The sequence below is a fragment of the Pedococcus bigeumensis genome, from assembly GCF_039531795.1.
Lineage (GTDB): Bacteria > Actinomycetota > Actinomycetes > Actinomycetales > Dermatophilaceae > Pedococcus > Pedococcus bigeumensis.
Genome location: NZ_BAAAQS010000001.1, coordinates 1,263,072 through 1,284,462, shown reverse-complemented (window position 1 = coordinate 1,284,462; position 21,391 = coordinate 1,263,072). Strand labels below are relative to the sequence as shown.

Annotated in this window: 22 protein-coding genes; 10 read left to right on the top strand and 12 right to left on the bottom strand. The window is 72.1% G+C overall.

Going from position 1 to position 21,391, the window contains the following annotated elements:
- The first annotated feature begins 50 nt into the window (after positions 1–50).
- A complete protein-coding gene (locus ABD262_RS06150) occupies positions 51–485 on the top strand; it encodes a nuclear transport factor 2 family protein (protein ID WP_344132686.1) in 435 nt (144 codons plus the stop codon).
- Positions 478–819 (top strand): cupin domain-containing protein, encoded by a 342-nt coding sequence (locus ABD262_RS06145; protein ID WP_344132684.1) that lies wholly within the window; start codon positions 478–480, stop codon positions 817–819. Before ABD262_RS06150 ends, ABD262_RS06145 begins: the two co-directional genes overlap by 8 nt.
- Here ABD262_RS06145 and ABD262_RS06140 read toward each other — a convergent pair.
- A complete protein-coding gene (locus ABD262_RS06140) occupies positions 816–1,934 on the bottom strand; it encodes a DNA glycosylase AlkZ-like family protein (RefSeq protein WP_344132682.1) in 1,119 nt (372 codons plus the stop codon). The genes ABD262_RS06145 and ABD262_RS06140 overlap by 4 nt on opposite strands.
- A gap of 167 nt (positions 1,935–2,101) precedes the next feature.
- On the opposite strand from ABD262_RS06140, the gene ABD262_RS06135 reads away from it, so the two are divergent.
- Positions 2,102–2,500: a TraR/DksA family transcriptional regulator gene (locus tag ABD262_RS06135; RefSeq protein ID WP_344132678.1), complete on the top strand. Its 399-nt coding sequence runs from the start codon at positions 2,102–2,104 to the stop codon at positions 2,498–2,500.
- A gap of 97 nt (positions 2,501–2,597) precedes the next feature.
- Positions 2,598–3,236 carry a dihydrofolate reductase family protein gene (locus tag ABD262_RS06130; RefSeq protein ID WP_344132676.1) on the top strand — a complete coding sequence of 213 codons (639 nt, stop codon included), beginning with the start codon at positions 2,598–2,600 and terminating at the stop codon, positions 3,234–3,236.
- Positions 3,237–3,281: 45 nt separating this feature from the next.
- Here ABD262_RS06130 and ABD262_RS06125 read toward each other — a convergent pair whose 3' ends face one another.
- From ABD262_RS06125 to ABD262_RS06090, 8 genes are all read right to left on the bottom strand, one after another.
- Positions 3,282–4,046, bottom strand: a complete 765-nt coding sequence (locus tag ABD262_RS06125) for a MerR family transcriptional regulator (RefSeq protein ID WP_344132674.1) — start codon at positions 4,044–4,046, stop codon at positions 3,282–3,284.
- Between the two features lie 18 nt (positions 4,047–4,064).
- Complete coding sequence (locus tag ABD262_RS06120; RefSeq protein WP_344132671.1) at positions 4,065–4,826, bottom strand: ABC transporter permease; 762 nt, start codon at positions 4,824–4,826, stop codon at positions 4,065–4,067.
- The gene (locus ABD262_RS06115) at positions 4,823–5,614 is read right to left on the bottom strand and encodes an ABC transporter ATP-binding protein (protein WP_344132667.1); all 792 of its coding nucleotides are present in this window, start codon (positions 5,612–5,614) and stop codon (positions 4,823–4,825) included. The genes ABD262_RS06120 and ABD262_RS06115 overlap by 4 nt, the downstream gene beginning before the upstream one ends.
- 115 nt (positions 5,615–5,729) lie before the next feature.
- A complete protein-coding gene (locus tag ABD262_RS06110; RefSeq protein ID WP_344132664.1) occupies positions 5,730–7,994 on the bottom strand; it encodes a xanthine dehydrogenase family protein molybdopterin-binding subunit in 2,265 nt (754 codons plus the stop codon).
- Complete coding sequence (locus ABD262_RS06105; protein ID WP_344132661.1) at positions 7,991–8,986, bottom strand: FAD binding domain-containing protein; 996 nt, start codon at positions 8,984–8,986, stop codon at positions 7,991–7,993. The genes ABD262_RS06110 and ABD262_RS06105 overlap by 4 nt, the downstream gene beginning before the upstream one ends.
- Positions 8,983–9,522 (bottom strand): 2Fe-2S iron-sulfur cluster-binding protein, encoded by a 540-nt coding sequence (locus tag ABD262_RS06100; RefSeq protein ID WP_344132659.1) that lies wholly within the window; start codon positions 9,520–9,522, stop codon positions 8,983–8,985. The genes ABD262_RS06105 and ABD262_RS06100 overlap by 4 nt, the downstream gene beginning before the upstream one ends.
- A gap of 68 nt (positions 9,523–9,590) precedes the next feature.
- On the bottom strand, positions 9,591–9,950 hold the full coding sequence (locus ABD262_RS06095; RefSeq protein WP_344132657.1) for a hypothetical protein: 360 nt from the start codon (positions 9,948–9,950) through the stop codon (positions 9,591–9,593).
- Positions 9,951–9,961: 11 nt separating this feature from the next.
- Positions 9,962–10,246 carry a SigE family RNA polymerase sigma factor gene (locus ABD262_RS06090; protein WP_344132654.1) on the bottom strand — a complete coding sequence of 95 codons (285 nt, stop codon included), beginning with the start codon at positions 10,244–10,246 and terminating at the stop codon, positions 9,962–9,964.
- Positions 10,247–10,474: 228 nt separating this feature from the next.
- Here ABD262_RS06090 and ABD262_RS06085 point away from each other — a divergent pair, with 228 nt between their 5' ends.
- On the top strand, positions 10,475–12,568 hold the full coding sequence (locus tag ABD262_RS06085) for a sensor histidine kinase (protein ID WP_344132651.1): 2,094 nt from the start codon (positions 10,475–10,477) through the stop codon (positions 12,566–12,568).
- A 55-nt stretch (positions 12,569–12,623) separates the two neighbouring features.
- Positions 12,624–13,022, top strand: a complete 399-nt coding sequence (locus tag ABD262_RS06080) for a DUF1801 domain-containing protein (protein ID WP_344132648.1) — start codon at positions 12,624–12,626, stop codon at positions 13,020–13,022.
- 61 nt (positions 13,023–13,083) lie between these two features.
- Here the strand turns inward: ABD262_RS06080 and ABD262_RS06075 are convergent, their stop codons facing one another.
- Positions 13,084–13,473 (bottom strand): DUF2237 family protein, encoded by a 390-nt coding sequence (locus ABD262_RS06075; RefSeq protein WP_344132645.1) that lies wholly within the window; start codon positions 13,471–13,473, stop codon positions 13,084–13,086.
- A gap of 46 nt (positions 13,474–13,519) precedes the next feature.
- Positions 13,520–14,080, bottom strand: a complete 561-nt coding sequence (locus ABD262_RS06070) for a 1-acyl-sn-glycerol-3-phosphate acyltransferase (RefSeq protein ID WP_344132642.1) — start codon at positions 14,078–14,080, stop codon at positions 13,520–13,522.
- Between the two features lie 142 nt (positions 14,081–14,222).
- Between ABD262_RS06070 and ABD262_RS06065 the strand changes: the two genes are divergently transcribed.
- Together ABD262_RS06065 and helR are read left to right on the top strand one after the other, a co-directional pair.
- Positions 14,223–14,870, top strand: coding sequence for a hemerythrin domain-containing protein (locus tag ABD262_RS06065; protein WP_344132639.1), 648 nt, complete (start codon positions 14,223–14,225; stop codon positions 14,868–14,870).
- 128 nt (positions 14,871–14,998) lie between these two features.
- Positions 14,999–17,281: an RNA polymerase recycling motor ATPase HelR gene (gene helR / locus ABD262_RS06060; protein ID WP_344132636.1), complete on the top strand. Its 2,283-nt coding sequence runs from the start codon at positions 14,999–15,001 to the stop codon at positions 17,279–17,281.
- An 81-nt stretch (positions 17,282–17,362) separates the two neighbouring features.
- Here the strand turns inward: helR and ABD262_RS06055 are convergent, their stop codons facing one another.
- A complete protein-coding gene (locus ABD262_RS06055) occupies positions 17,363–17,941 on the bottom strand; it encodes an NADPH-dependent F420 reductase (protein WP_344132633.1) in 579 nt (192 codons plus the stop codon).
- 107 nt (positions 17,942–18,048) lie between these two features.
- On the opposite strand from ABD262_RS06055, the gene ABD262_RS06050 reads away from it, so the two are divergent.
- Positions 18,049–18,537 carry a MarR family winged helix-turn-helix transcriptional regulator gene (locus ABD262_RS06050; protein WP_344132631.1) on the top strand — a complete coding sequence of 163 codons (489 nt, stop codon included), beginning with the start codon at positions 18,049–18,051 and terminating at the stop codon, positions 18,535–18,537.
- 160 nt (positions 18,538–18,697) lie between these two features.
- Complete coding sequence (gene ppdK, locus ABD262_RS06045) at positions 18,698–21,373, top strand: pyruvate, phosphate dikinase (protein ID WP_344132628.1); 2,676 nt, start codon at positions 18,698–18,700, stop codon at positions 21,371–21,373.
- The last annotated feature ends 18 nt before the right edge of the window (positions 21,374–21,391 follow it).

Genomic DNA, 21,391 nt, shown 5'->3' with positions numbered 1-21,391 from the left:
CCCACGTGCGGCGCTGGTTCCGAGGTCTCTGGAGGGCTAGGTTGCGAACCATGAGGAGCATGGTGGAGCGCCTCGTCGACGCCCAGAACGCCCACGACGCCGGCCGCTTCGCCGCGCACTTCGCCGAGGGCTACGCCAGCGTCCAGCCGGTCCACCCGGGTCGCGCCTTCCGGGGGCGGGCCCAGGTGCTCGCCAACTGGACGTCCGTCTTCCAGGGCGTGCCCGACTTCCGGGCCGAGCTGCTGGCCTCGTGCACCGACGGCGAGACCGAGTGGGCCGAGGTCGACTGGCAGGGGCACCACGTCGACGGCTCCGGTTTCGCGATGCGCGGGGTCATCGTGCTGGTCGTCCGGGACGACCTGATCGCCGAGGGGCGCCTCTACGTCGAGCCGGTGGACGTCGACGGCGACGACATCGACGCCGCCGTCGAGGAGCTCTACCGGCCGCCGCGCGAGCAACCACCAGGAGAGGCACCCGATGAGTGAGCCAGCGGCCCCGCAGACCAAGGGCGTCGAGGTGCAGCTGCTCGGCACCGTCGACCTCGGTCCGGAGCTGCCCGGCATGGAGGGGCGCCAGCTGCGCATGCGGATGGTGACCATCGAGCCCGGCGGCGTCTTCGGCCCCGTGCACGACCACCGGGGCAGGCCCGGCACGGTCTACGTCCTCCAGGGCGCCATCACCGACCACCGGGACGGCGTCGCCACCGACTACGGACCGGGGCTGGGCTGGCCCGAGGACCACACCACCCTGCACTGGCTCGAGAACCGCGGCTCCGTGCCGGCCGTCGAGATCTCCGTCGACATCGTGGCGTCCGACTAGGCGTCGACCCGGAGTCGCGGGTCGCGGCCCAGCAGGGTGGCGATCCGCGCTGCCTCCGCCTCGAGGGCCCGCTGCGGTCGATTGCCACTGTCCAGCCAGCTCACCGCGAGCTCGTCACCTCGCCGCGCCCAGGTCCCCCGGACCACGCCGCCCTGGATGACCGGGTTGGCCTTGCGGGTCATCAGGTCCCGCAGCGCGGGTGGGGTGACGTGGGCGTCCTTGGTCCCGGCGCCGATGACCCACTGGTCGTGGCCGGGCAGGAAGCGCACGGAGTCGCTCGGCTCGGCCGACTGCAGTGCGTCGACGTCCTCGCGCAGGGCGTGTGCCGCGGTGCCCTCGACGTCGACGGGCACGAGCCGGTCATCCAGCCCGTCGAGCCAGCCGTCGAGCCGCTTGCGGCCCGCGCTCAGGCCGTTGCCCAGCCAGTAGTGGAGGTGCTCGGTCGTCGCTGGACCGTAGCTGCGCAGGTAGGCGGTGATGGCGGCCGGTCCCGCGACGTCGAGGTCCGGGATCCCGGCCCACCGTGGGTTGGTGTCGAGGCGCTGGAACGTCGCCCGCCCGTCGCGCGGCGGCCCGAAGCCCATGTCGCCCTGCCAGGTGAGTGGCTTGATGAGCGTGCCCGCACCATCGTCGAAGACCGGCTTGAGGTGCCGGTATGCCGGACGGCTGGTCACCGCGTCGCCCAGCTGGGCGAGGGTCAGCGGACCAGCGTCGAGCGCCTCGCGCACCGCCGCCCGGAAGTCCGGCCAGTCCTCGGGCTCCAGTCGGTAGTGGTCCACCCAGCTGGGCAGCTCCCACTGTCGCCCCGCAGCCCGGAGGGCCAGGTACACGCCGCCGTCCGCGGCCGAGAGGTAGTGCACGGCACCACGGAACGCGAACGCCTTGACGACCGTGCCGGAGGCCAACGCCGCTGCCAGCTCACCCGGGCGCGACGACGTCCGGCGGGTCCGCACCGCGAGCTCGGCGAGCGACTCGTCCATCGACGGCACGGCACCGAGCCGGCGCACCACCTCGGCCACCGACGCCGACCCCACGGGTTCGAGCAGGTGGCGCTCCAGCCGCCAGGCCAGCGCCTGTCGCCACGAGACACCGAACTCAGCCCTGGGCGCGCTCATGTGCGCAGCCTCGCACGCGTTGCGGACAGAAGGCTGCCGGTTCGGCCGCCGCGCGCCTCCGGGGCAGGTGGGCCACGATGAGTTGGGCAGGCGTCGTCGGTCTGTTGCCGTGCCCGTCCCAAGACCCCACCACCTCGACCGGGAGAAGGCCATGACTGCCGAGCCTCATGCGTGACCACGAGAGCCCCGAGCGCGCTGCCGGAGAGGGAGAGCTCGACCTGGCTGCCGTCGCCGACCGCCTGCGCGCCGAGGGCGACGAGGTGCGGGCTCGGCTGACGAGCATGACGGCCGACCTCGAGGCGCTGATGGCCGCCTCACAGGACTCCAACGCCGACGACGAGCACGACCCCGAGGGGCAGACCATCGCCTACGAGCGCTCCCAGCTGTCGTCGCTCGTCGACGCGGCCCACGCGCAGCTCTCCAGGGTCGAGGCCGCCCTGGCCCGCGTGCGCAGTGGTGGGTACGGCCGCTGCGACGTGTGCGGGCAGCCGATCCCACTTGCGCGCCTCGAGGCGCGGCCGACGGCCCGCACCTGCGTGGCTCATGCCGTGGCCGGGGGAGGATGAGCCGGCCACGGGCGCAGGGCGCATGATGAAGCGCGGCCGGGGCCACCGGCGCCGAGCCGCGACGGGATCGGCCAGCCAGCAACAGAGGAGAACTGCCATGTCACTCACGCGGGTCCACAACCTGTCGATCTCGCTCGACGGCTTCGCCACCGGCGAGCCGCAGTCGCTCGAGGCGCCCTTCGGCCACGCGGGCGAGCGGCTGCACCGGTGGATGTTCGCAACCCGCTACTGGGACGAGGACGGCGGGTCGCTCGGCGTCGACAATGCCTTCGCCGAGCGGCACACACCCGGAGTAGGCGCGGAGATCATGGGCGCCAACAAGTTCGGACCGCCCGGCTGGCAGGACGACCCGGAGTGGAAGGGCTGGTGGGGGCCCAACCCGCCGTTCCACACGCCCACCTTCGTGCTGACCCACCACGCGAAGCCCCCGATGGAGATGGAAGGCGGCACGACGTTCCACTTCCTCGACGCGAGCCCGGCCGAGGCGCTGGCGACGGCTCGCGAGGCAGCCGGCGGCCGGGACGTGCGGATCGGCGGTGGGGCCACCGTGGTCCGCGACTTCCTGCTCGCCGGCCTGGTCGACCACCTGCACCTCGTGCAGGTGCCCATCCTGCTCGGCCGCGGGGTGCGCCTCTGGGACGGACTGGAGGGCCTCGAGGAGTCGTTCGACGTCGAGGCGGTCTCCACCCCCAGCGGCGTCACCCACCTGACGTTCACCCGCAAGGGCACCACCTGAGCGGTGGGGTGTGCCGCGTGGTGCACCACGCCGTACACCTCGCCGTCAGCCAGCCCGTGCCACCCGCTGGATGTTGGTCCACCCGGTCCAGCCGAGCTGCTCGAGCCGGTCGAGGATGCGACGGGCCCCGGGGACGGACGAGAGGAAGACGCCGTCCAGGAGGTCCGCGAGGTCCCCGGGCAGCTTCTCCTCGTCCCACGCCTCGTCGGGCACCTGCTCGAACTGCGCGGCCAGCCGTTCGGCCGCTTGGTCGAGCCGTGGGTCGTCGGCCGACCACTTGGTGATCTCGGCCAGGTCGCGGTAGAGGTCACGCACGTTCGGGTCGTCGAGCTGGCGCTCCTTGGTCTCCATGTAGAACGCCATCCGCTCGGGGATCTGCGCGGCCACGAGGATCCACGCGTCCCGCTCGGCTTCGACCATCTCCTCGGGGACGCCCACGCCGCGTAGCCGGGTGAGGTAGGCCACCGCCTCGGGCGGCAGCGCCAGGCTGTCCCCCGCGGCCAGCCTGGCGATCCGCTCCCGGTGCTGCTGGCGCTCGCGGATCTCGGCACGCAGGCGGCGGTCGACCTCGGCGACCGCCGCCGCGAACTCCGCCTCGTCGGCGACGAGCAGCTCGCGCACCCTCGAGAGCGGTACCCCCGCGTCGGCGAGGGTGCGGATCCTGACGAGCTCGACCACGGACGCCGCGTCGTAGCGCCGGTAGCCGGAGTGGTCGCGCTCGGGCTCGGGCAGCAGGCCCTTGGCGTGGTAGTGCCGGACCGCGCGCACCGTCACCCCGGCATACGACGCGAGCTGGCTGATCGTGAGCATGGCACCCATCCTCGCGGGTCAGGCCACCTTGGCGCGGTAGGTGCGCATCGCCAGCGCGTAGGCCACGACGAGCAGCCCGACGCACCAGGCCAGGGCCAGCCAGCCGTCGTCGCCCGGGGGCTGACTGGCGAAGAGCGCGCGGATGGTGTTGACGATCGAGGTCACCGGCTGGTGCTCCGCGAACCAGCGCACCGGACCGGGCATGCCGGCCGTGGGCACGAAGGCCGAGCTGATGAACGGCAGGAAGATCAACGGGTAGGAGAACCCGCTCACGCCATCCACCGACTTCGCGGTGAGACCGGGGATCACGGCCAGCCAGGTCAGGGCCAGCGTGAACAACACCATGATGCCCAGCACCGCGAGCCAGGCGAGCACCCCTGCACCGGAACGGAATCCCATCACCAGGGCGACCAGGACGACGAGCACGAGCGCCGTCAGGTTCGCGACGACCGAGGTCAGCACGTGGCTCCACAGCAGGGCCGAACGAGCGATCGGCATCGACTGGAAGCGCTCGAAGATGCCCTCCGAGACGTCGGTGAACAGCCGGAACGCGGTGTAGGCGATGCCTGACGCCACGGTGATGAGCAGGATGCCCGGGAGCAGGTAGTCGACGTAGTCGGCGCCGCCGACGTCGATGGCGCTGCCGAAGACGTAGACGAACAGCAGCAGCATGGCGATCGGCGTGACCGCGGTGGTGATGATCGTGTCGGGGCTGCGCAGGATGTGCCGCAGGGAGCGCTTCAGCAGCACCGTGGTGTCGTGGAACAGGTCGATGGTCATCGGGCGTCCTTCGTGGTCGGTGCGTGGGCGTCGTCGTGGCCGACGATCGCGAGGAAGATCTCCTCCAGGGAGGGCTGCTTCTCGACGTACTCGACCTCGGTCGGCGGGAACAGCTGCTTGAGCTCGGCCAGGGTGCCGTCGGCGATGATCCGACCCTGGTGCAGGATCGCGATCCGGTCGGCCAGCTGTTCGGCCTCGTCCAGGTACTGCGTGGTGAGGAGCACCGTGGTGCCCTGACCCGCCAGCTCACGGATGGTGGCCCAGACCTCGAGCCGCGACTGCGGGTCGAGCCCGGTCGTCGGCTCGTCGAGGAAGAGCACCGGGGGGTTGCCGATCAGGCTCATCGCGATGTCGAGTCGACGCCGCATTCCTCCTGAGTAGGTCCCGGCCCGGCGTCCACCCGCCTCCGTGAGGTCGAACCGGGCGAGCAGGTCGTCCGCGACGGCGCCGACGTCACGGAGGCGGCGCAGCTGGGCGACGAGCACGAGGTTCTCCCGGCCGGTCAGGACCTCGTCGACCGCGGCGAACTGCCCCGTCAGGCTGATGGACTCCCGCACCTCCCGCGCGGAGGTCACGACGTCGTGGCCGTGGACCGAGGCGGTGCCGCCGTCGGCCTTGAGCAGGGTGGACAGGATCCGCACGACGGTGGTCTTGCCGGCCCCGTTCGAGCCGAGCAAGGCGAGGACGGAGCCCGAAGGCACCGCGAGGTCGACGCCCTTGAGCACCTCGTGGTCGGCGTAGGACTTGGTGAGCCCGACGATCTCGATGCTGGGTGATGGTGTGGTCATGACGCAAGCGTGCAACCCTGACGCTGCGTCAAGGTCAAGCCCGGTTTCCGGCCACGGGTCAGGCACGAGCAGACCGCACCGAGCAGCCCGCCACAAGCAGGTCCCCGCGAGCTGCTCAGCCCACGATGCGGTCGAGCGTGAGCGGCAGGTCGGTGACCCGTCGACCGGTGGCGTGACGCACGGCATTGGCCACCGCCGCACCGACCCCGACGATGCCCACCTCACCGGCCCCGAGGATCCCCAACGGCATCTGCGGATCGGGGTCGTCGAGGGTGTGGACCTCGAGGTGCGGCACGTCGGCGTGCACCGGGACGTGGTACTCGGCCAGGCTCGGGTTCATGATCCGCGCGGTGCGCGGGTCGATCAGCGTCTCCTCCCCCATCGCCAGGCCGAGACCCATCACGATGCCACCGCGCAGCTGGCTGTGCGTCGTCTTGGGGTTCACCACCCGACCCACGTCGAAGACGCTGGTCCAGCGGGTGACCCGGAGCTCGCCGGTGTCGGCGTCCACCCTGACCTCGCAGTAGTGCGCACCGGTCGCGGCCTTCATCCACCGCCTGCTGTCCAGCACCATCTTCGACAGGAACCGCACCTGGCCCCAGGCCGCGCGCGGGCCGGAGTCGGCCCCGACCTCCACCGTGAGCGACCCCTCACCCGCGCGGGTCAGGACCTCGCCCGGGCCGGAACCATCCGGCATACCCAGCCTTTCGGCCAGGGCGTCGAGGCGCTTGCGCATCGCCCTGCAGGCCCGCTCGATCGAGGCGGCCAGGCTCGCGGTCTGCCCCGAGCCGCCCGCGCCGGGGCCCAACGGCAGGTCGGAGTCGCCGTACCTGGCGGTGACCCGCTCGAGGGGCACTCCGAGGCAGTCGGCCACCATCTGCCCGACCACGGTCGCCGTGCCCATGCCCATCTCGTGGAACGCGCAGGCCAGGGTGGCGCCACCGGTCGCGTCGACGGTGAGCTGGACGTTCGCGACGAACTCCCAGGACGGGTGGATGGCAGCGGCCACTCCCCACCCGACGAGGCCCTTGCCGTCACGCGTGCCGGGAGCCGGCCGGTCGGCCCAGCCGAAGAGGTCGCGGCCGCGTTCGAGGGTCTGCGCGAGCCGGCGGTGCGAGTAGCGGGTGCCGTGCACCGGGCTGCGCTCCCCCGGCTGGTTGCGCAGCCGCAGCTCCACCGGGTCGAGGCCCAGCTCGACGGCCAGCTCGTCGACCGCGCACTCCACGGCGAAGCTGCCCTGTGCCTCCCCCGGTGCGCGCATCGCGGTGTTGGGCATCAGGTCCAGCTCGACGATCCGCTGCTCGGCCAGGATCGTGTCAGCGTCGTAGAGGTCGAGACTGCACGCCACCACCTGCTCGGCCTGCCCACCGACCCGGCCCTTGCGCGACGTGACCTCGTGGATCAGCGCTTCCAGGTGGCCCGAGGACGAGGCGCCGATCGCCACCCGTTGCCGGGTCGGCGTGCGACCGCCGACCGTGCGGTAGACGCCCTCGCGGGTGAGCGCCAGCCGCACCGGACGCCGGGCGACCCTGGCCGCCATGCAGGCGATGAGGGTCGCCGCCCACACCTTCGACTTTCCGCCGAAGGCGCCGCCGACGTACTTCGCGACCACGTGCACGTCCCCGGCGGGGATCCCGAACCGCTTCGCCAGGAACTTCTGGGTCCAGTCGATGTTCTGGCAGCCCTCGTAGACGGTCAGGCGGTCGCCGTCCCACTCGGCGGTCGTCGCGTGGGGCTCCAGGGCGTTGTGGTTGTGCTGCGGGGTGCTGAACGCGAGGTCCACCCGCACCGGCGACCGCTGGTATGCCGCCCGCGCGTCACCGCGCTTGCCTCCCGTCGGCGGCATGACCGGCATCGACCGGACCGGCGTGGAGCTGCCGAGCTCGGCGTCGAAGTCACCGGTCGGCGTCACCTCGAGGTACTCCACCCGCACCAGCGACGCGGCGTACTGGGCCGCCTCGAGGGTCTCGGCCACCACCGCCGCCACGGGCTGCCCGTCGACGTGGATCTCATCGGTGTTGAGGAACGGGATCGTGCTGCCCGCAGCCATCGTCGAGAGGTCCATGGGGTTCAGGCGGGTGGGGGGTGGCGTGAGCCTCGGTGCGTTGTGGTGGGTCAGGACGAGCAGCACGCCCGGGTGTGCCTCGGCGACCGCCGTGTCGAGCGAGGTGATGCGGCCGCGGGCGATCGGTGCGTGCACGAGGACGGCATGGGTGAGTCCCGGGAGCGGGTACTCAGCCGAGAACCTGGCCGTACCAGTGACTTTCGCGAGGCCGTCGACGCGGTCGACAGCGCGGCCGATGGCCGGACCGGGCGCCCCGGGCGGCGCGTCGGTCGGTGGTGCGGCCGTCGTGGTGGTGCGTGCCGGGGCGATGGTCACGCCGCACCACCTTCGTCGCGGAGCCGGCGCAGGGTCGCGGTGATGGTGCGGACCGCCAGCCCGATCTTGAACTCGGTGTCGGCTCCTCCCACGGCCTGCGCCAGCTCGGCCCGGGCAGCCCGCTCGAGCTCCTCGTCGGTCGCGGGTCGGCCGGTCAGCTCCCGCTCCAGGGTCGTGGCGCGCCAAGGACGATGGGCGACTCCCCCGAGGGCGACCCGCACCTGGGCCACCGAGTCGCCCCGCACGTCGAGCGCCGCAGCGACCGAGACGAGGGCGAAGGCGTAGGAAGCGCGGTCGCGCACCTTCCGGTAGCGGGACCGGACGGCGAGCGGCTCCGCGGGCAGCGTGACCGCGGTGACGAGCTCGCCCGCGGCCAGCGTCGTCTCGACGTCGGGGGTCTCGCCCGGCAGCCGGTGGAGGTCGCCGATCGGGATGGTCCGGGTGCCCGCGCGGCTCGCCACCTCGACCTGTGCGTCGAGCAGGACCAGGGCCACCGCGAGGTCCGAGGGATGGACCGCCACGCAGTGCTCGCTCGCCCCGAGGATCGCCCCCATCCGGTTGTGGCCCGCGCCCGCGTCACAGCCCGAGCCCCGCTCACGCTTGTTGCAGGCAGCAGCCTGGTCGTAGAAGTAGAGGCAGCGGGTCCGCTGGAGCAGGTTGCCTCCCACGGTCGCCATGTTGCGGATCTGGCCCGAGGCGCCCATCACGACGGCCTGGGCGACGACCGGGTAGCGCTCGCGCACCGACGGGTGGGCCGCGAGGTCGGTGTTGCGGACTCCAGCGCCGATGCGCAGTCCGCCGTCCGCCGTCTCGGTGATCTCCGCCAGCGGCAACCGGGTCACGTCGACCAGGACGTCGGGCGTCTCGATGCCCTCGCGCATCAGGTCGACCAGGTTGGTGCCCCCACCGAGGAACTTCGCGCCGGGCAGGTCGACGATGGCCGCCAGCGCCTCGTCGACGCTGGTCGGCACGGCATACGAGACCGGCCTCATCGGTGACCACCCGCAGTGTCGGCGTAGGCGGCGATGGCGTCGACGATGCCGTTGTAGGCACCACATCGGCACAGGTTGCCGCTCATCCGTTCGCGCACCTCGAGCTCACTCGAGAGAGGTTGTGCCGCAACGTCTTCCGCGACCGCGCTCGGCACCCCTTCGTCGAGCTCGCGCAACATGCCCAGGGCCGAGCAGATCTGGCCGGAGGTGCAGTAGCCGCACTGGAAGCCGTCGGCGCCGATGAACGCGCGCTGGAGGTCGTGGGGCTGCTCGGGGGTGCCGACGCCCTCGATCGTGGTCACCTCACGCCCGTCGAGCTGAGCCACGAGCGTGAGGCACGCGAGCACCCGACGGCCGTCGACCAGGACGGTGCAGACCCCGCACGCGCCCTGGTTGCAGCCCTTCTTGGTGCCGGTGAGGTCGAGGCGTTCGCGCAGCAGGTCGAGGAGGCTCACTCCGGCCTCCACGCCCACCGCCGTCGAGGCGCCGTTGAGGGTGAATTGGACTTCGGGGGTGGTGCTGGACCGCACGGTCACGGCGTCTCCCTTCCTCCATCCGGAGACTAGTCCAGCGCCCGAAGGTGTCGCGAGATCTGGGACGTGGCTCAGCGCCGCCACCAGGCGGGGTCGAACCGCAGCGGGAGCGGTCCGTCGACGATGCCGAGACGACGAGCGACCCAGAGGGCGCCGCGCCAGAGGAGCCACACCCCCAGCAGCGCCAGCGGGATCGGGGCGCCGGCGACCGGCCCGGTGCGGCCGCTGACGGTCAGCAGCGGGGTGTCTCCGCGGAAGGTGATCCCGTCGACGGAGGAGCGCGAGTGCAGGAGCTGGACGCGCGCCTCGACGCGTTGCCCCGACCCCGACAGTGCCCCGAGGTCCCACGTCGCGACGGCCGAGTCGTAGACCTCCCTGGCGTCCGACGCCGCGACGGCGAGGGTCCGCCCGTCCGGCGACACGGCGGTCACGGGGGTCAGGCTCAGCTCGTCGGGGAAGGCACGCCCTCCGGGGTGGACACGACGATGCTGTTCGACGGGTCGTAGGCCCGGGCGTAGTGGGCCGAGTCCGGGGCCCACGTCGCCCAGAGCTGGACGTCGTCGGTCGCGCCGGGGTTGGGCCACCTCGGCGCTGCTCCCGCCCGAGCCAGGGTCTCCTGGACGAGGTCCTCGGCCGCGTGCGCGTCACCGGTCAGCAGGGTCGCGGTGCGCAGCAACGGCAGCCAGCGGGCTCGGGCGAACGCCTCGAAGTCCTCACGCGGCTCCACGCCGGCCCCCCTTCCTGTCACCCACACGCCACCCCACACCCAGGAGGACGGACAGGGTGGGAGATCCGGGTGGAACCTTTGGGCTTTTCTGGCAGGACGTGCCCCGGATGTCCCCCATTTCGACCTCCCTGCTGCGCAACAATGACCCATGCCCACCTGCCCGGAGGACCGAGCTGCCCTGCCGCCGGCGGCGCGGCGGTCACTCGGGCGCAGGCTGGGCGGAGCACGGTGAACCGCGCTCTCGCCGTCGCCCGCCGCTGGGACGTCGCCGCAGCCATGGTGTTGCTCGGCGTCTTCGTCCTCGGCGCCACGGCGGTCACCTTCGCCCCGCCCGGTTCGTCGGTGGCGGTCTGGTGGCCCGCGGCGGGGCTGGCCGTCGCGTTCCTCCTCGCCACCGGACCGAACCGCCGACGCGCCGCCATCGTGCTGGCGGGAATGGTGGTCACCAGCGGCCTGGCGAACTTCTACGGCGGCCGGCCCCCGCTCGCTGCGACCTGTTTCGGGTTCGCCAACACCGCAGAGGCAGCGGTCGTCTGGTGGATCATGACGCGGGGCAGCCACCGCCCGCGGCTGGCGTCCCTGGAGGACCTCGGCCGGCTCCTGCTCGCGACGCTCGCGGGAGCCCTCGTCTTCGGGGTGCTGGCCGGCCTGATCGTGACCTTCACCCTCGACCGCACCTTCTTCCCGACCGCCTACGCGGTGACCGCCTCGCACGCGGCCGCGGTGCTGACCCTCGCGCCACTCGGGGTCGCCGTCTCCACCAAGGCCACGATCCCGTGGCGGCTCGAGGACCTCCTCCAGGGCATCGTGCTGCTCGCGGTCACCCTGTGGGTCTTCGCCTCGACCAGCGGGCTCCCGCTGGCCTTCCTCCCCCTGCCCGTCCTCGTCTGGGGCGCGACCCGGCTCGACCTGCGTGCCCTCGCAACCCAGCTGGCCCTGCTGGGAGTCGTCGTCGTGCTGCTCACGAGCTCGGGGTACGGGCCGTTCGCCATCGCCGGGAGGTCCGGTGGGGTGGCCCCCGAGACGGTGGGTGCCCTCACCCAGGCGTTCCTCGTGACCGCGGCCGTGACGGGTCTGGCGCTCGCCGTGGCCTCGACCCAGCGTCGAGACGCGCTGGCCGACCTCCACACCGAGGCCACCTTCACCCAGACGGTGCTCAACTCGGCTGCGGCCACCGCCATCATCGGCACCGACCGGACCGGCACCATCACGCTCTTCAACCGGGGGGCCACCAACCTGCTGGGGTACCAGCCCGACGACGTCGTCGGCTCGCTCAACTGGGTGCAGCTGCACGAGCCGAAGGAGGTCGCCGAACGCGCCCGGGAGCTCGGTCTGTCCCCGGGCCCAGGTGTCCTGGTGCACGGGCTCGACGAGGCCGGGCTCAGCGACACCCGCGACTGGACCTGGGTGACTCGAGAGGGCGCCCGCCTCGTCGTCGACCTCACCATCAGCCCGATCGTGGAGCAGGACGGACAGGTCACCGGCTACATCGGGGTCGCCGAGGACGTCACCGAGCGGCGGGTCGCAGCAGAGGCGGTCCAGACGGCCCTCCAGCGTGAGCGGCACGCCGTCGAGGAGCTGACCGCCCTCGACCAGACGAAGACCGACTTCCTCTCCTCGGTGAGCCATGAGTTCCGGACCCCGTTGGCGAGTGTCCTCGGCTACACCGAGATGCTCGAGGACGGCGCGGTCGGCGAGCTGACCCCCAGACAGCTCGACCTCGTGTCGCGGATCGACCGCAACGGCCGACGGCTGCTCGGCCTCATCGAGGACCTGCTGCTCAACTCGCGGATCGAGTCGGGGCAGCTCAACCTGGCTCGCCGGCCCTGTGACCTGGCCTCCGTCGTCGACCATGCCTGGGAAGCCACCGGCCCCCTCACCCAGCGGCGCGCGCTCCGACTGCGCCACGAGATCGTCACTCGTCCGGTCACGGTGGACGGCGACGACACCGCCATCGAGCGCGTCGTCCTGAACCTCCTGTCCAACGCGGTGAAGTTCACCCCCGACGGCGGCATCGTGACGCTGACCCTCGACACCCTGCGGGACGCCGACGGGGTCGACCACGCGAGGCTCGTGGTGAGTGACAGCGGCTACGGGATCTCCGAGGAGGACCAGCGACAGGTCTTCCGCCGGTTCTTCCGGTCCGCCGACGCGACGGAGCGAGCCGTGCAGGGCACCGGGCTCGGCCTGTCGATCGTGCAGGCGATCGTCGAAGGTCACGAGGGCACGATCGACGTCTACTCCGAGCTGGGCCAGGGCTCCACCTTCACCGTCCTGTTCCCGCTCGCCACCGCGGTCGCCCCTACCGGACCAGTGCGCTGACCACCCGCTGCCGGGTATGCCGATGAGTCGGCGCCCACGCGCCGGTCTACCTCACATGGAGCAGACCTACCAGCGGGACCCCGGCGTCGACGCCTACCTCGACCAGCTGCCGGACTGGCAGCGCGAGCTGTGCCAGCGCCTGCGCGACCTGGTCCACTCCGCGGACCCCGAGGTGCACGAGGTCGTCAAGCGCCGGGTGCGGCCCTACTTCGTGCTGGACGGCAACATCTGCGCGTTGCTGGCCACGAAGGACCACGTGAACCTCTTCGTCTATGACGGGGCGATCGTGCCCGACCCGCACGGTCTGGTGACCGGGGGCCACGACAACACCACGGCGCGGACCATCGCGTTCTGGGAGGGCGACCCGGTCGACGAGCCGGCCCTGCTGGAGTTCCTGCGCCAGATCGTCGCCAACAACCGCGCCGGTGGCTGGCGCCGCATCAAGGACGGCTGACCACGCGGTCAGGTGGGCCGGCGGGGACGGTCGGGCCGGCTCGAGACACCTCGCGGCGGGCTCAGGTCAGTGTGCTGAGGTCCGGCGGCACGTCGACGGCGTGCTGCTGGAGGGCCTCGAGGGGGACCACCTGCAGGACCGCTTCGTTGGTGGCGGCGAGCACGACGTGGGCGGCGGCTCCGTCGCGATGGGCGCGAGCCCAGTTCAGCGCCGTGACGCACCAGCGGTCCCCCGGCACGAGGCCGGGGAAGCCGTACTCCGGCACGGGGGTCGAGAGGTCGTTGCCGATGCCGCGCTGGTGCTCGAGGAACTCGCTCGTGACCACGGCGCAGATCGTGTGGCTGCCGAGGTCCTCCGGTCCGGTGGCACAGCAGCCGTCGCGGTAGAAGCCGGTCATCGGGCTGGTGCCGCACTCCTCCAGCTCGCCACCCAGGACGTTGCGCTCCGCCACGATGTCTCCTCCGGCCACGTCGAGGGTTGCCTCACGGCAGTCTGCCCTAGCGCAGCTCTTCGCGCAGACGGGGCTCCGTGCGGAGCTCTGGATGGATGCCGCGCTTGTCCCGGTAGAACTCGCGGACCTGGTCCATGTCGGCGACCACGTCAGCGGTCGCCGTGATCGTCGGACCGAATCCGGCTGTGCGAGTAGGCCCGTCGATGAACGCCAGGGCGATCGGAAGCTTGGCGGAGCGGGCGATGCGCCAGAACCCGGACTTCCAGTACTCGCCCTTCTTGCGGGTGCCCTCCGCGGCGAGGATCAGCAGGAAGGGCTCACCACTGCGTGCCTCGCGCACCAGCTCCCGCACCACGGCTCCAGGGTGGTCCCGGTCGAGCGGGATCCCTCCGAGCCTCGGCAGCAGCCACGCGAGCGGACCCTTGAACAGCTCCTTCTTGATCAGCACCCGCGGCGTCACGCCACCTCGCCACATGACGAGCAGCATCATCACGAAGTCCCAGTTGGACGTGTGCGGTGCGCCGACGAGGACGCCGGTCCGGGGCACTTCCCCGACCGCCGTCCAGCGGCTGGCCCGCAGCACGAGGCTGGCGAGTCGACTCCTCATCAGTGCCTCTCTCGGTGGGGCCGTCCCCTCCTGGGGGCGGCGCGCAGGGCCAGCACCGCAGGGAATGCGGGTCGGTGACCGAAGGCTACCCGTCCGCCAGATGACGGATTCCCGATCGGGCCGCCGGTCCTACAGTCCTGGCATGGGAGAGATGAGCATGAACAAGGCCATCCACGGCGCCTTCCGTCGCGACCTCGACCGGTTCATCGCCGCGCTGGGGGCCTTCGAGCCCGGTGACCGCACCCGGGCCGCCCAGCTCGCCACCGCGTGGGCGAACTTCGACGACCAGCTCACCCACCACCACGAGGGGGAGCACCAGATCGCCTGGCCGGCTCTGCACGCCGTGGGGGTCAGCACCGAGCTGCTCGAGGCCATGGACGCCGAGCACGACACCATGGCTGCCGCGCTCGTCCAGACGCGTGCCGCGATGGCCGCCCTGCTGCGCGACCCGGGCGCCCCGCAGGCGGCTGCGGCACGGGTCTGCTTCGAGACGCTGCGGACCGTGACCGTGGCGCACCTCGACCACGAGGAGGCAGAGCTCGAGCCGGTCTACCAGGCCAAGAAGGACACCCCCGAGATCAAGGCCATGGGCCGGGCCTTCGGCAAGACCGGCCTGGCCCGCGGCGGTCGGTTCTTCTCCTGGGTGCTCGACGGCGCGTCCCCCGAGGAGCGTGCTGGTGTCACCGCGAGCGTGCCGGCGCCGGTGCTCTCGATCATCGGCGGGATCTTCGGGCGGGGCTACCGCAGGGAGATCGCACCCCTCTGGGCGCAGACCCCGCCCCGGCGCTAGGCGCAGCAAGGAAGGTCCACCCCTCTTCCCTCTCCAACGTATAGCGCACTGGGGGTCTTGCGGCAAGGCCCCGCTGCTGCCCCAGAATCGTCCCTCGCGACCGGGACGAACAGAGGGGAAGCCGCCGCATGCACGAGGTCGACAGCGAGACAGGGAACCAGGAGCTCGGGGAGCTGGAAGGCTTCGGAGCACGGGCGTTCGACCTGCCGGACCACCTGTCGGCGAAGGCCGACCCTCGTCTCATCGCCCGCGACGAAGCCCACTTCCAGGCCATCCGCGAGAGCCTCGAGGAGACCCTCACCGAGCTGACCGGCCGTCTCGAGGCCGAGCGCACGGCACCCGCCCGCGCCGGCCAGGAGGTGTTGGAGCGCGACCTCGAGGTGCACCGGCTGACCGCTCGGCTGCGCGCCCTGAGCCGGTTCGGCCTCGACCTGTGCCTGGGGCACATGGTGCCCGCGGACCTCGGGGCCCCAGACAGGGAAGCCATGGACACGGGAGACGCAGGCAGTGATGCCGCGGACACGGGAGCCATGGACACGGGAGCCACTGACAGTGGCGACCCGGTTTACGTGGGGCGGCTCGGGCTCACCGACCGCACCGGCCGCCAGCTGCTGGTCGACTGGCGCTCCCCCGCGGCCGAGCCCTTCTTCGCCGCCACCCACGCCAACCCGATGGGCCTGACCTTCCGTCGTCGTTACCGGTGGTCGCACGGCCGCGTGAACGACTACTGGGACGAGGTGTTCACCGCCGACGGGTTCAGCGGGCACGCGGCGGCCCTGGACGACCAGTCCGCCTTCATCGCCAGCCTGGGTGGCAACCGGTCGGCGCGGATGCGCGACGTGCTCGGGACCATCCAGGCCGACCAGGACGCGATCATCCGGGCGAGCTCCCACGGCGCACTCGTCGTGGACGGAGGGCCCGGCACAGGGAAGACGGTCGTGGCGCTGCACCGCGCGGCCTACCTCCTGTACTCCGACCCGAGGCTGGGCCACCGCCGCGGCGGGGTGCTCTTCGTCGGCCCGCACCAGCCCTACCTCGCCTACGTCTCCGACGTGCTGCCCAGCCTGGGCGAGGAGGGAGTGCAGACCTGCACCGTGCGCGACCTCGTCCCCGAGGGAGCCACTGCGCCGGTCGAGGCGGACCCCGAGGTGGCCCGGCTGAAGTCCACGGCCGACCTGGTGCGCGCGATCGACCGGGCCGTGCGGTTCTACGAGGAGCCGCCGACCGGGGCGATGACGGTGACGACGCCCTGGGACGACGTGCGGCTCACCCCGGACGACTGGGCGACCGCGTTCGATGCCGCGGAGCCGGGGACCCCCCACAACGAGGCGCGCGACCAGGTCTGGGAGGAGCTGGTGGCGATCGTCGTCGACCAGCACGACGACGACGTGCCCGCCCAGCTGTTGCGCAGGGCGCTGCAGGAGGACCACGAGCTCCAGGACGCCCTCAACCGGGCCTGGCCCTTCGTCGAGGCGACCGACCTCGTCGGCGACCTGTGGACCGTGCCCGCCTACCTGCGGCTGTGCGCCCCCTGGCTGGGCGCGGACGAGGTGAAGTCGTTGCAGCGCCAGGACGCCCAAGCCTGGACCGTGTCGGACCTGCCCCTGCTCGATGCCGCGAGGCAACGACTGGGCGACCCCGAAGCCTCCCGCCGACGGCGCCGGCACGCGGCGGCCGTCGCGGCCGAGCGTGAGCAGATGGAGCAGGTGGTCGAGCACCTCATCGCGACGGACGACTCCGAGATGAAGGTCATGTCGATGCTCAAGGGACAGGACCTCAAGGACCGCTGGGTCGACGAGGACGCACTGCGGTCCGCCGAGCAGGACCGGCTCGCCGGTCCGTTCGCCCACATCGTCGTCGACGAGGCGCAGGAGCTCACCGATGCCGAGTGGCAGATGCTGCTGGGCCGGTGCCCGTCGCGCAGCTTCACGATCGCGGGCGACCGGGCGCAGGCCAGGCACGGCTTCACCGAGTCGTGGCAGGAGCGGCTCCAGCGGGTGGGCCTGGACCGCAGCACCATCGCCACGCTGAGCGTCAACTACCGCACCCCCGAGGAGGTCATGGCCGAGGCCGAGCCGGTGATCCGTGCCGCGCTCCCCGACGCCAACGTCCCGACCTCCATCCGCAGCAACGGGATTCCCGTCCGGCACGGTTCGAGGGCCGACCTCGCGTCGGTGCTCGACACGTGGCTCGAGACCCATTCGGAAGGGGTGGCCTGCGTCATCGGCGACCCGGCGTTCGAGGCTCGCGGACGCGTGCGTTCGCTCACGCCCGAGCTCGCCAAGGGGCTCGAGTTCGACCTCGTGGTGCTGGTCGACCCCGAGGCGTTCGGCGACGGCATCGAGGGCGCGGTCGATCGCTACGTGGCGATGACCCGAGCCACCCGGCAGCTCGTGCTCCTCAGCAGCTGAGGTCCGCCCGATGCAGGTATGCCGCGCCGCCCCTCTGCGGGGCGGCGCGGCATACCTGGTCGATCGGCTCGGTCGCCCCCGTCAGGCGGCGACGACGCCGAACCCGCCGGTCCAGGCGACCTTCTCGCCCGCGGCGAGGGTGATCTGCAGGAAGCCGAGCGCCTCGAGCTCGCGAGCCCGTGCGAGGGAACCCGCATCGATCGCCTCGAGGCCACCGGAGCTGATGACACCGGCCAGGTCGCGCTTGGCGTCGGCGTCGTCGCCGGCGATCAGGACCGTGGTGCCGAGCGGGCCCACACTGCCTGACGCGAGGGTGCCGGCGAAGTTGGTGTTGAACGCCTTGAGGACGCGCGACTGCGGGAGCGCTGCAGCGATCTCAGCCGTGGCCGAACCGTCGGACGCGACCGTGAGCGCGTCGAACGTCTCGAAGTTGAGGGGGTTGGTGATGTCGACGACGACCTTGCCGGCCAGGCTCTCGCCGCGCTCGGCCAGGACGCTGCTCACGGCCGGGTACGGGACTGCGAGGACGACGATCTCGCCGGTGACCTGGGTCGCCGAGTCGCCCTGGCCGAGCAGCTGGACGGTGTGCCCGCCGCGGCCGGCGACAGCCGCGATGGCCTGTCCCATGTTGCCGGTGCCGATGATGGAGAGGTGTGCCATGTGGTGCTCCTGGGTCTGGGCGACTTGGCGTCGCGGGTTTAGTTGTTCCTTCAACTAAGACCATACACGATTTAGTTGTTGGTTCAAGTGTTGGCTAGACTCGCCCCATGGAACCGAGATGGCTGGATGCGCAGGAGCGTGCGGCGTGGCTGCGCCTGATCGCCGTCGTGGAGCTCCTCCCCAGCGCGCTCGACGCGCAGCTGCGCCGGGACTCCCAGCTCACCCACTTCGACTACTACGTGCTCGCGATGCTCTCCGAGTCGCCCGAGCGCACCCTGCGGATGACGGCCCTCGCAGCGCGGACCAACGCCACGCTCCCCCGGCTCTCCCACGTCGTGCGCAGGCTCGAGGACCGCGGGCTCGTCGAGCGGTTCCCGTGCCCCCAGGACGGACGGGCCACCAACGCCCGCCTCACCCCGGCCGGCCGGGACGCCGTCGTCGCGGCGGCACCCGGGCACGTCGAGGCCGTCCGTCGGCACGTGCTGGACCCCCTGAGCAAGCAACAGGTCACCCAGCTCCGCGAGATCTGCGACGCCCTCCTGCCGACCCTCGACCCCGACCGCACCCTCGCCCCGCTCTACGAGTCGACGACCTGAGCAGAGACGACGAGTCGACGACCTGAGCAGGCGCGTCGTGAAGGTGCCCGCGGAGGCTGCGGCGGGGTGCGTCCGACCGGGGACGGCAGCATCGCACCGCGTACCGACAGCAGGCCATAGGTCCCTTACCCGGCACCCAGCAGGTGTCGAGCATGGACGGGTGACCACCCCACTACTGCTCCCGTTCGCGCTGGGTGATGCCTCGATGGTCGACCTCCTGGGCGGCAAGGGCGCCAACCTGGCCGAGATGACCCGACTCGGGCTGCCGGTGCCCCCGGGCTTCACGATCACCACCGAGGCCTGCCGTCGCTTCCTCGACACCGAGGAGCTCCCCCCGGAGCTCCCTGACCTGGTGTCGGCGGCCGTCATCCAGCTGGAGACCCAGTCGGGACGCACCTTCGGCAGCACCACGAACCCCCTGCTGGTGTCCGTGCGATCGGGGGGACGCTTCTCGATGCCGGGCATGATGGAGACGGTGCTGAACGTGGGGCTCACCGACGCGACGCTGCCGGGCCTGGCCGCCCGTGGCGGCTGGCGGTTCGCGTGGGACTGCTACCGGCGGCTGGTGCAGATGTACGGCCACACCGTCCTCGGGGTCGAGGCGGGACGGTTCGACGAGCTGATCTCGGACGCGCGGACCCGCCTGGGCGCCGTCGACGACGCACACCTGCCCGCGACGGCGCTGGAGGATCTCGTCAGGCAGTTCCGACGGGTGCTCGCGGAGGACACCGGCCAGGACCTCCCGCAAGAGCCCCGGGTGCAGCTCGACGCCGCGATCGGAGCGGTCTTCCGGTCGTGGAACGGTGACCGGGCCAAGACGTACCGCGCGCACGAAGGCATCCCTGACCACCTCGGGACCGCGGTCAACGTGGTCGAGATGGTCTTCGGCAACACCGGACACCGGTCGGGCAGCGGCGTCTGCTTCACCCGCAACCCGTCGACCGGCTCCGCCGCCGCCTACGGCGACTACCTTCCGGACGCGCAGGGCGAGGACGTGGTGAACGGGAGCCGCGAGACCATGCCGCTCGACGAGCTGGGCACCCGGGAGCCCGAGCTGCACCGCCAGCTGCTGGCCCACCTGACCACCCTCGAGCGGCACTACCGGGACCTGTGCGACGTCGAGTTCACCGTCGAGGACGGTCGGCTCTGGCTCCTGCAGACCCGGGTGGGCAAGCGCAGCCCCGCGGCGGCGTTCCGGATCGCCGCCGACCTGGCCGACGAGGGCCTGATCACGGTGGACGAGGCACTCTGGCGGGTGGACGGCCACCAGCTCGAGTCCCTGCTGCACCCCCGGTTCGCCGACCTCGACGGTCAACGGCCGCTGGCCACCGGACTGCCGGCCAGCCCCGGCGCCGCCGTGGGCGTGGTGGCCTTCGACGCCGCAGCGGCGGTGGCGGCCCGCGCGCGCGGTCAGGCACCGGTCCTGGTCCGGATGGAGACCTCTCCCGACGACCTCGCGGGCATGATCGCCTCCGAGGCCGTCGTGACGGCCCGGGGTGGGCTGACCTCCCACGCCGCGGTCGTGGCCCGGGGGCTGGGCCGGACCTGCGTGACCTCGGTGGGTGGGCTCGTCATCGAGTCCGCCGCCTTCCGCGCGACCACCGCGGACGGTCAGGTGATCGTGGCCGGTGAGGTCGTCTCCGTCGACGGGACGACCGGGCGCGTCTACCGCGGCGCCCTCGACGTGCGCCCCAGCCCGGTGGCCCGGGCCCTGGAGGACGGCGCCGACCCGGAGGCCAGTCCCCTGGTCCTGGCCGTGACCGGCCTCCTGCGCCATGCCGACGCCCGGAGGACGCTCCGGGTCCGTGCCAATGCCGAGACCGAGGGCGACGCCCGCCTCGCGCGACGGCTCGGAGCCGAGGGAATCGGCCTGTGCCGCACGGAGCACATGCTCCTCGGCGCGCGCCGCGAGCTGGTCGAACGCGTGGTCCTCGACGACCGCCGTGACGACGCGCTCGCCGAGATCGAGGCGGTCGCACTCGACGAGTTCACGCGCATCCTCCGCGCCATGGACGGGCTGCCCGTGGTGGTGCGGCTGCTCGACCCGCCCCTGCACGAGTTCCTGCCCGACCTGGTCGGGCTCGCCATCGATGCCGCGCATCGAGAGGACCGGCACGAGCACGACGAGACCCAGGACGCCAAGCTGGCCGCCGTCAGGCGCTGGCACGAGACCAACCCGATGCTCGGACTGCGCGGCGTGCGGCTCCTCACCGTCGTGCCAGAGCTCGTCGTGGCGCACGTGCGGGCGCTCGCGCGAGCCCAGGCCGCGCTGCGCGCCGAGGGCCTCGACCCCCGACCCGAGGTCATGGTGCCGCTGGTGGCGACCGAGTCAGAGCTGGAGCTGGCCGCGAGGCACATCGAGGCGGGCTGGCGGGAGGGCGACCCGACCACGACGATCCCGGTGGGGACCATGATCGAGCTCCCCCGTGCCGCACTCATCGCCGACTCCCTCGCCCGCACGGCGGAGTTCTTCTCCTTCGGCACCAACGACCTGACGCAGACCACGTGGGGTGTCTCCCGCGACGACGCCGAGGGCAGCTTCCTCGCGGCATACCGTCGCGAGGGGATCTTGACCACGGACCCGTTCACGACGCTCGACGAACGCGGCGTCGGCCAGCTGGTGCGGACCGCCGTCCAGCTCGGCCGGAGCAGCCGGCCCACGCTGGGGCTCGGCGCCTGCGGTGAGCACGCCGGCGATCCCGCCTCCATCCACTTCTTCGCCGGTCTCGGCCTCGACTACGTCTCCTGCTCGCCACCACGGGTGCCCGTCGCGCGCCTCGAGGCCGGCCGGGCCGCCCTCCACCACGACGACAAGGCCGGTGCCGACACTCGGTGAGTGTCGCCCGCGCAGGAG

Bases quoted from the DNA above. Each gene is read 5' to 3' on its own strand.
- ABD262_RS06150 (WP_344132686.1), top strand. From the start codon at position 51: ATGAGGAGCATGGTGGAGCGCCTCGTCGACGCCCAGAACGCCCACGAC.
- ABD262_RS06145 (WP_344132684.1), top strand. From the start codon at position 478: ATGAGTGAGCCAGCGGCCCCGCAGACCAAGGGCGTCGAGGTGCAGCTG.
- ABD262_RS06140 (WP_344132682.1), bottom strand. From the start codon at position 1,934: ATGAGCGCGCCCAGGGCTGAGTTCGGTGTCTCGTGGCGACAGGCGCTG.
- ABD262_RS06135 (WP_344132678.1), top strand. From the start codon at position 2,102: ATGCGTGACCACGAGAGCCCCGAGCGCGCTGCCGGAGAGGGAGAGCTC.
- ABD262_RS06130 (WP_344132676.1), top strand. From the start codon at position 2,598: ATGTCACTCACGCGGGTCCACAACCTGTCGATCTCGCTCGACGGCTTC.
- ABD262_RS06125 (WP_344132674.1), bottom strand. From the start codon at position 4,046: ATGCTCACGATCAGCCAGCTCGCGTCGTATGCCGGGGTGACGGTGCGC.
- ABD262_RS06120 (WP_344132671.1), bottom strand. From the start codon at position 4,826: ATGACCATCGACCTGTTCCACGACACCACGGTGCTGCTGAAGCGCTCC.
- ABD262_RS06115 (WP_344132667.1), bottom strand. From the start codon at position 5,614: ATGACCACACCATCACCCAGCATCGAGATCGTCGGGCTCACCAAGTCC.
- ABD262_RS06105 (WP_344132661.1), bottom strand. From the start codon at position 8,986: ATGAGGCCGGTCTCGTATGCCGTGCCGACCAGCGTCGACGAGGCGCTG.
- ABD262_RS06080 (WP_344132648.1), top strand. From the start codon at position 12,624: ATGGAGCAGACCTACCAGCGGGACCCCGGCGTCGACGCCTACCTCGAC.
- ABD262_RS06070 (WP_344132642.1), bottom strand. From the start codon at position 14,080: ATGAGGAGTCGACTCGCCAGCCTCGTGCTGCGGGCCAGCCGCTGGACG.
- ABD262_RS06065 (WP_344132639.1), top strand. From the start codon at position 14,223: ATGGGAGAGATGAGCATGAACAAGGCCATCCACGGCGCCTTCCGTCGC.
- helR (WP_344132636.1), top strand. From the start codon at position 14,999: ATGCACGAGGTCGACAGCGAGACAGGGAACCAGGAGCTCGGGGAGCTG.
- ABD262_RS06055 (WP_344132633.1), bottom strand. From the start codon at position 17,941: ATGGCACACCTCTCCATCATCGGCACCGGCAACATGGGACAGGCCATC.
- ABD262_RS06050 (WP_344132631.1), top strand. From the start codon at position 18,049: ATGGAACCGAGATGGCTGGATGCGCAGGAGCGTGCGGCGTGGCTGCGC.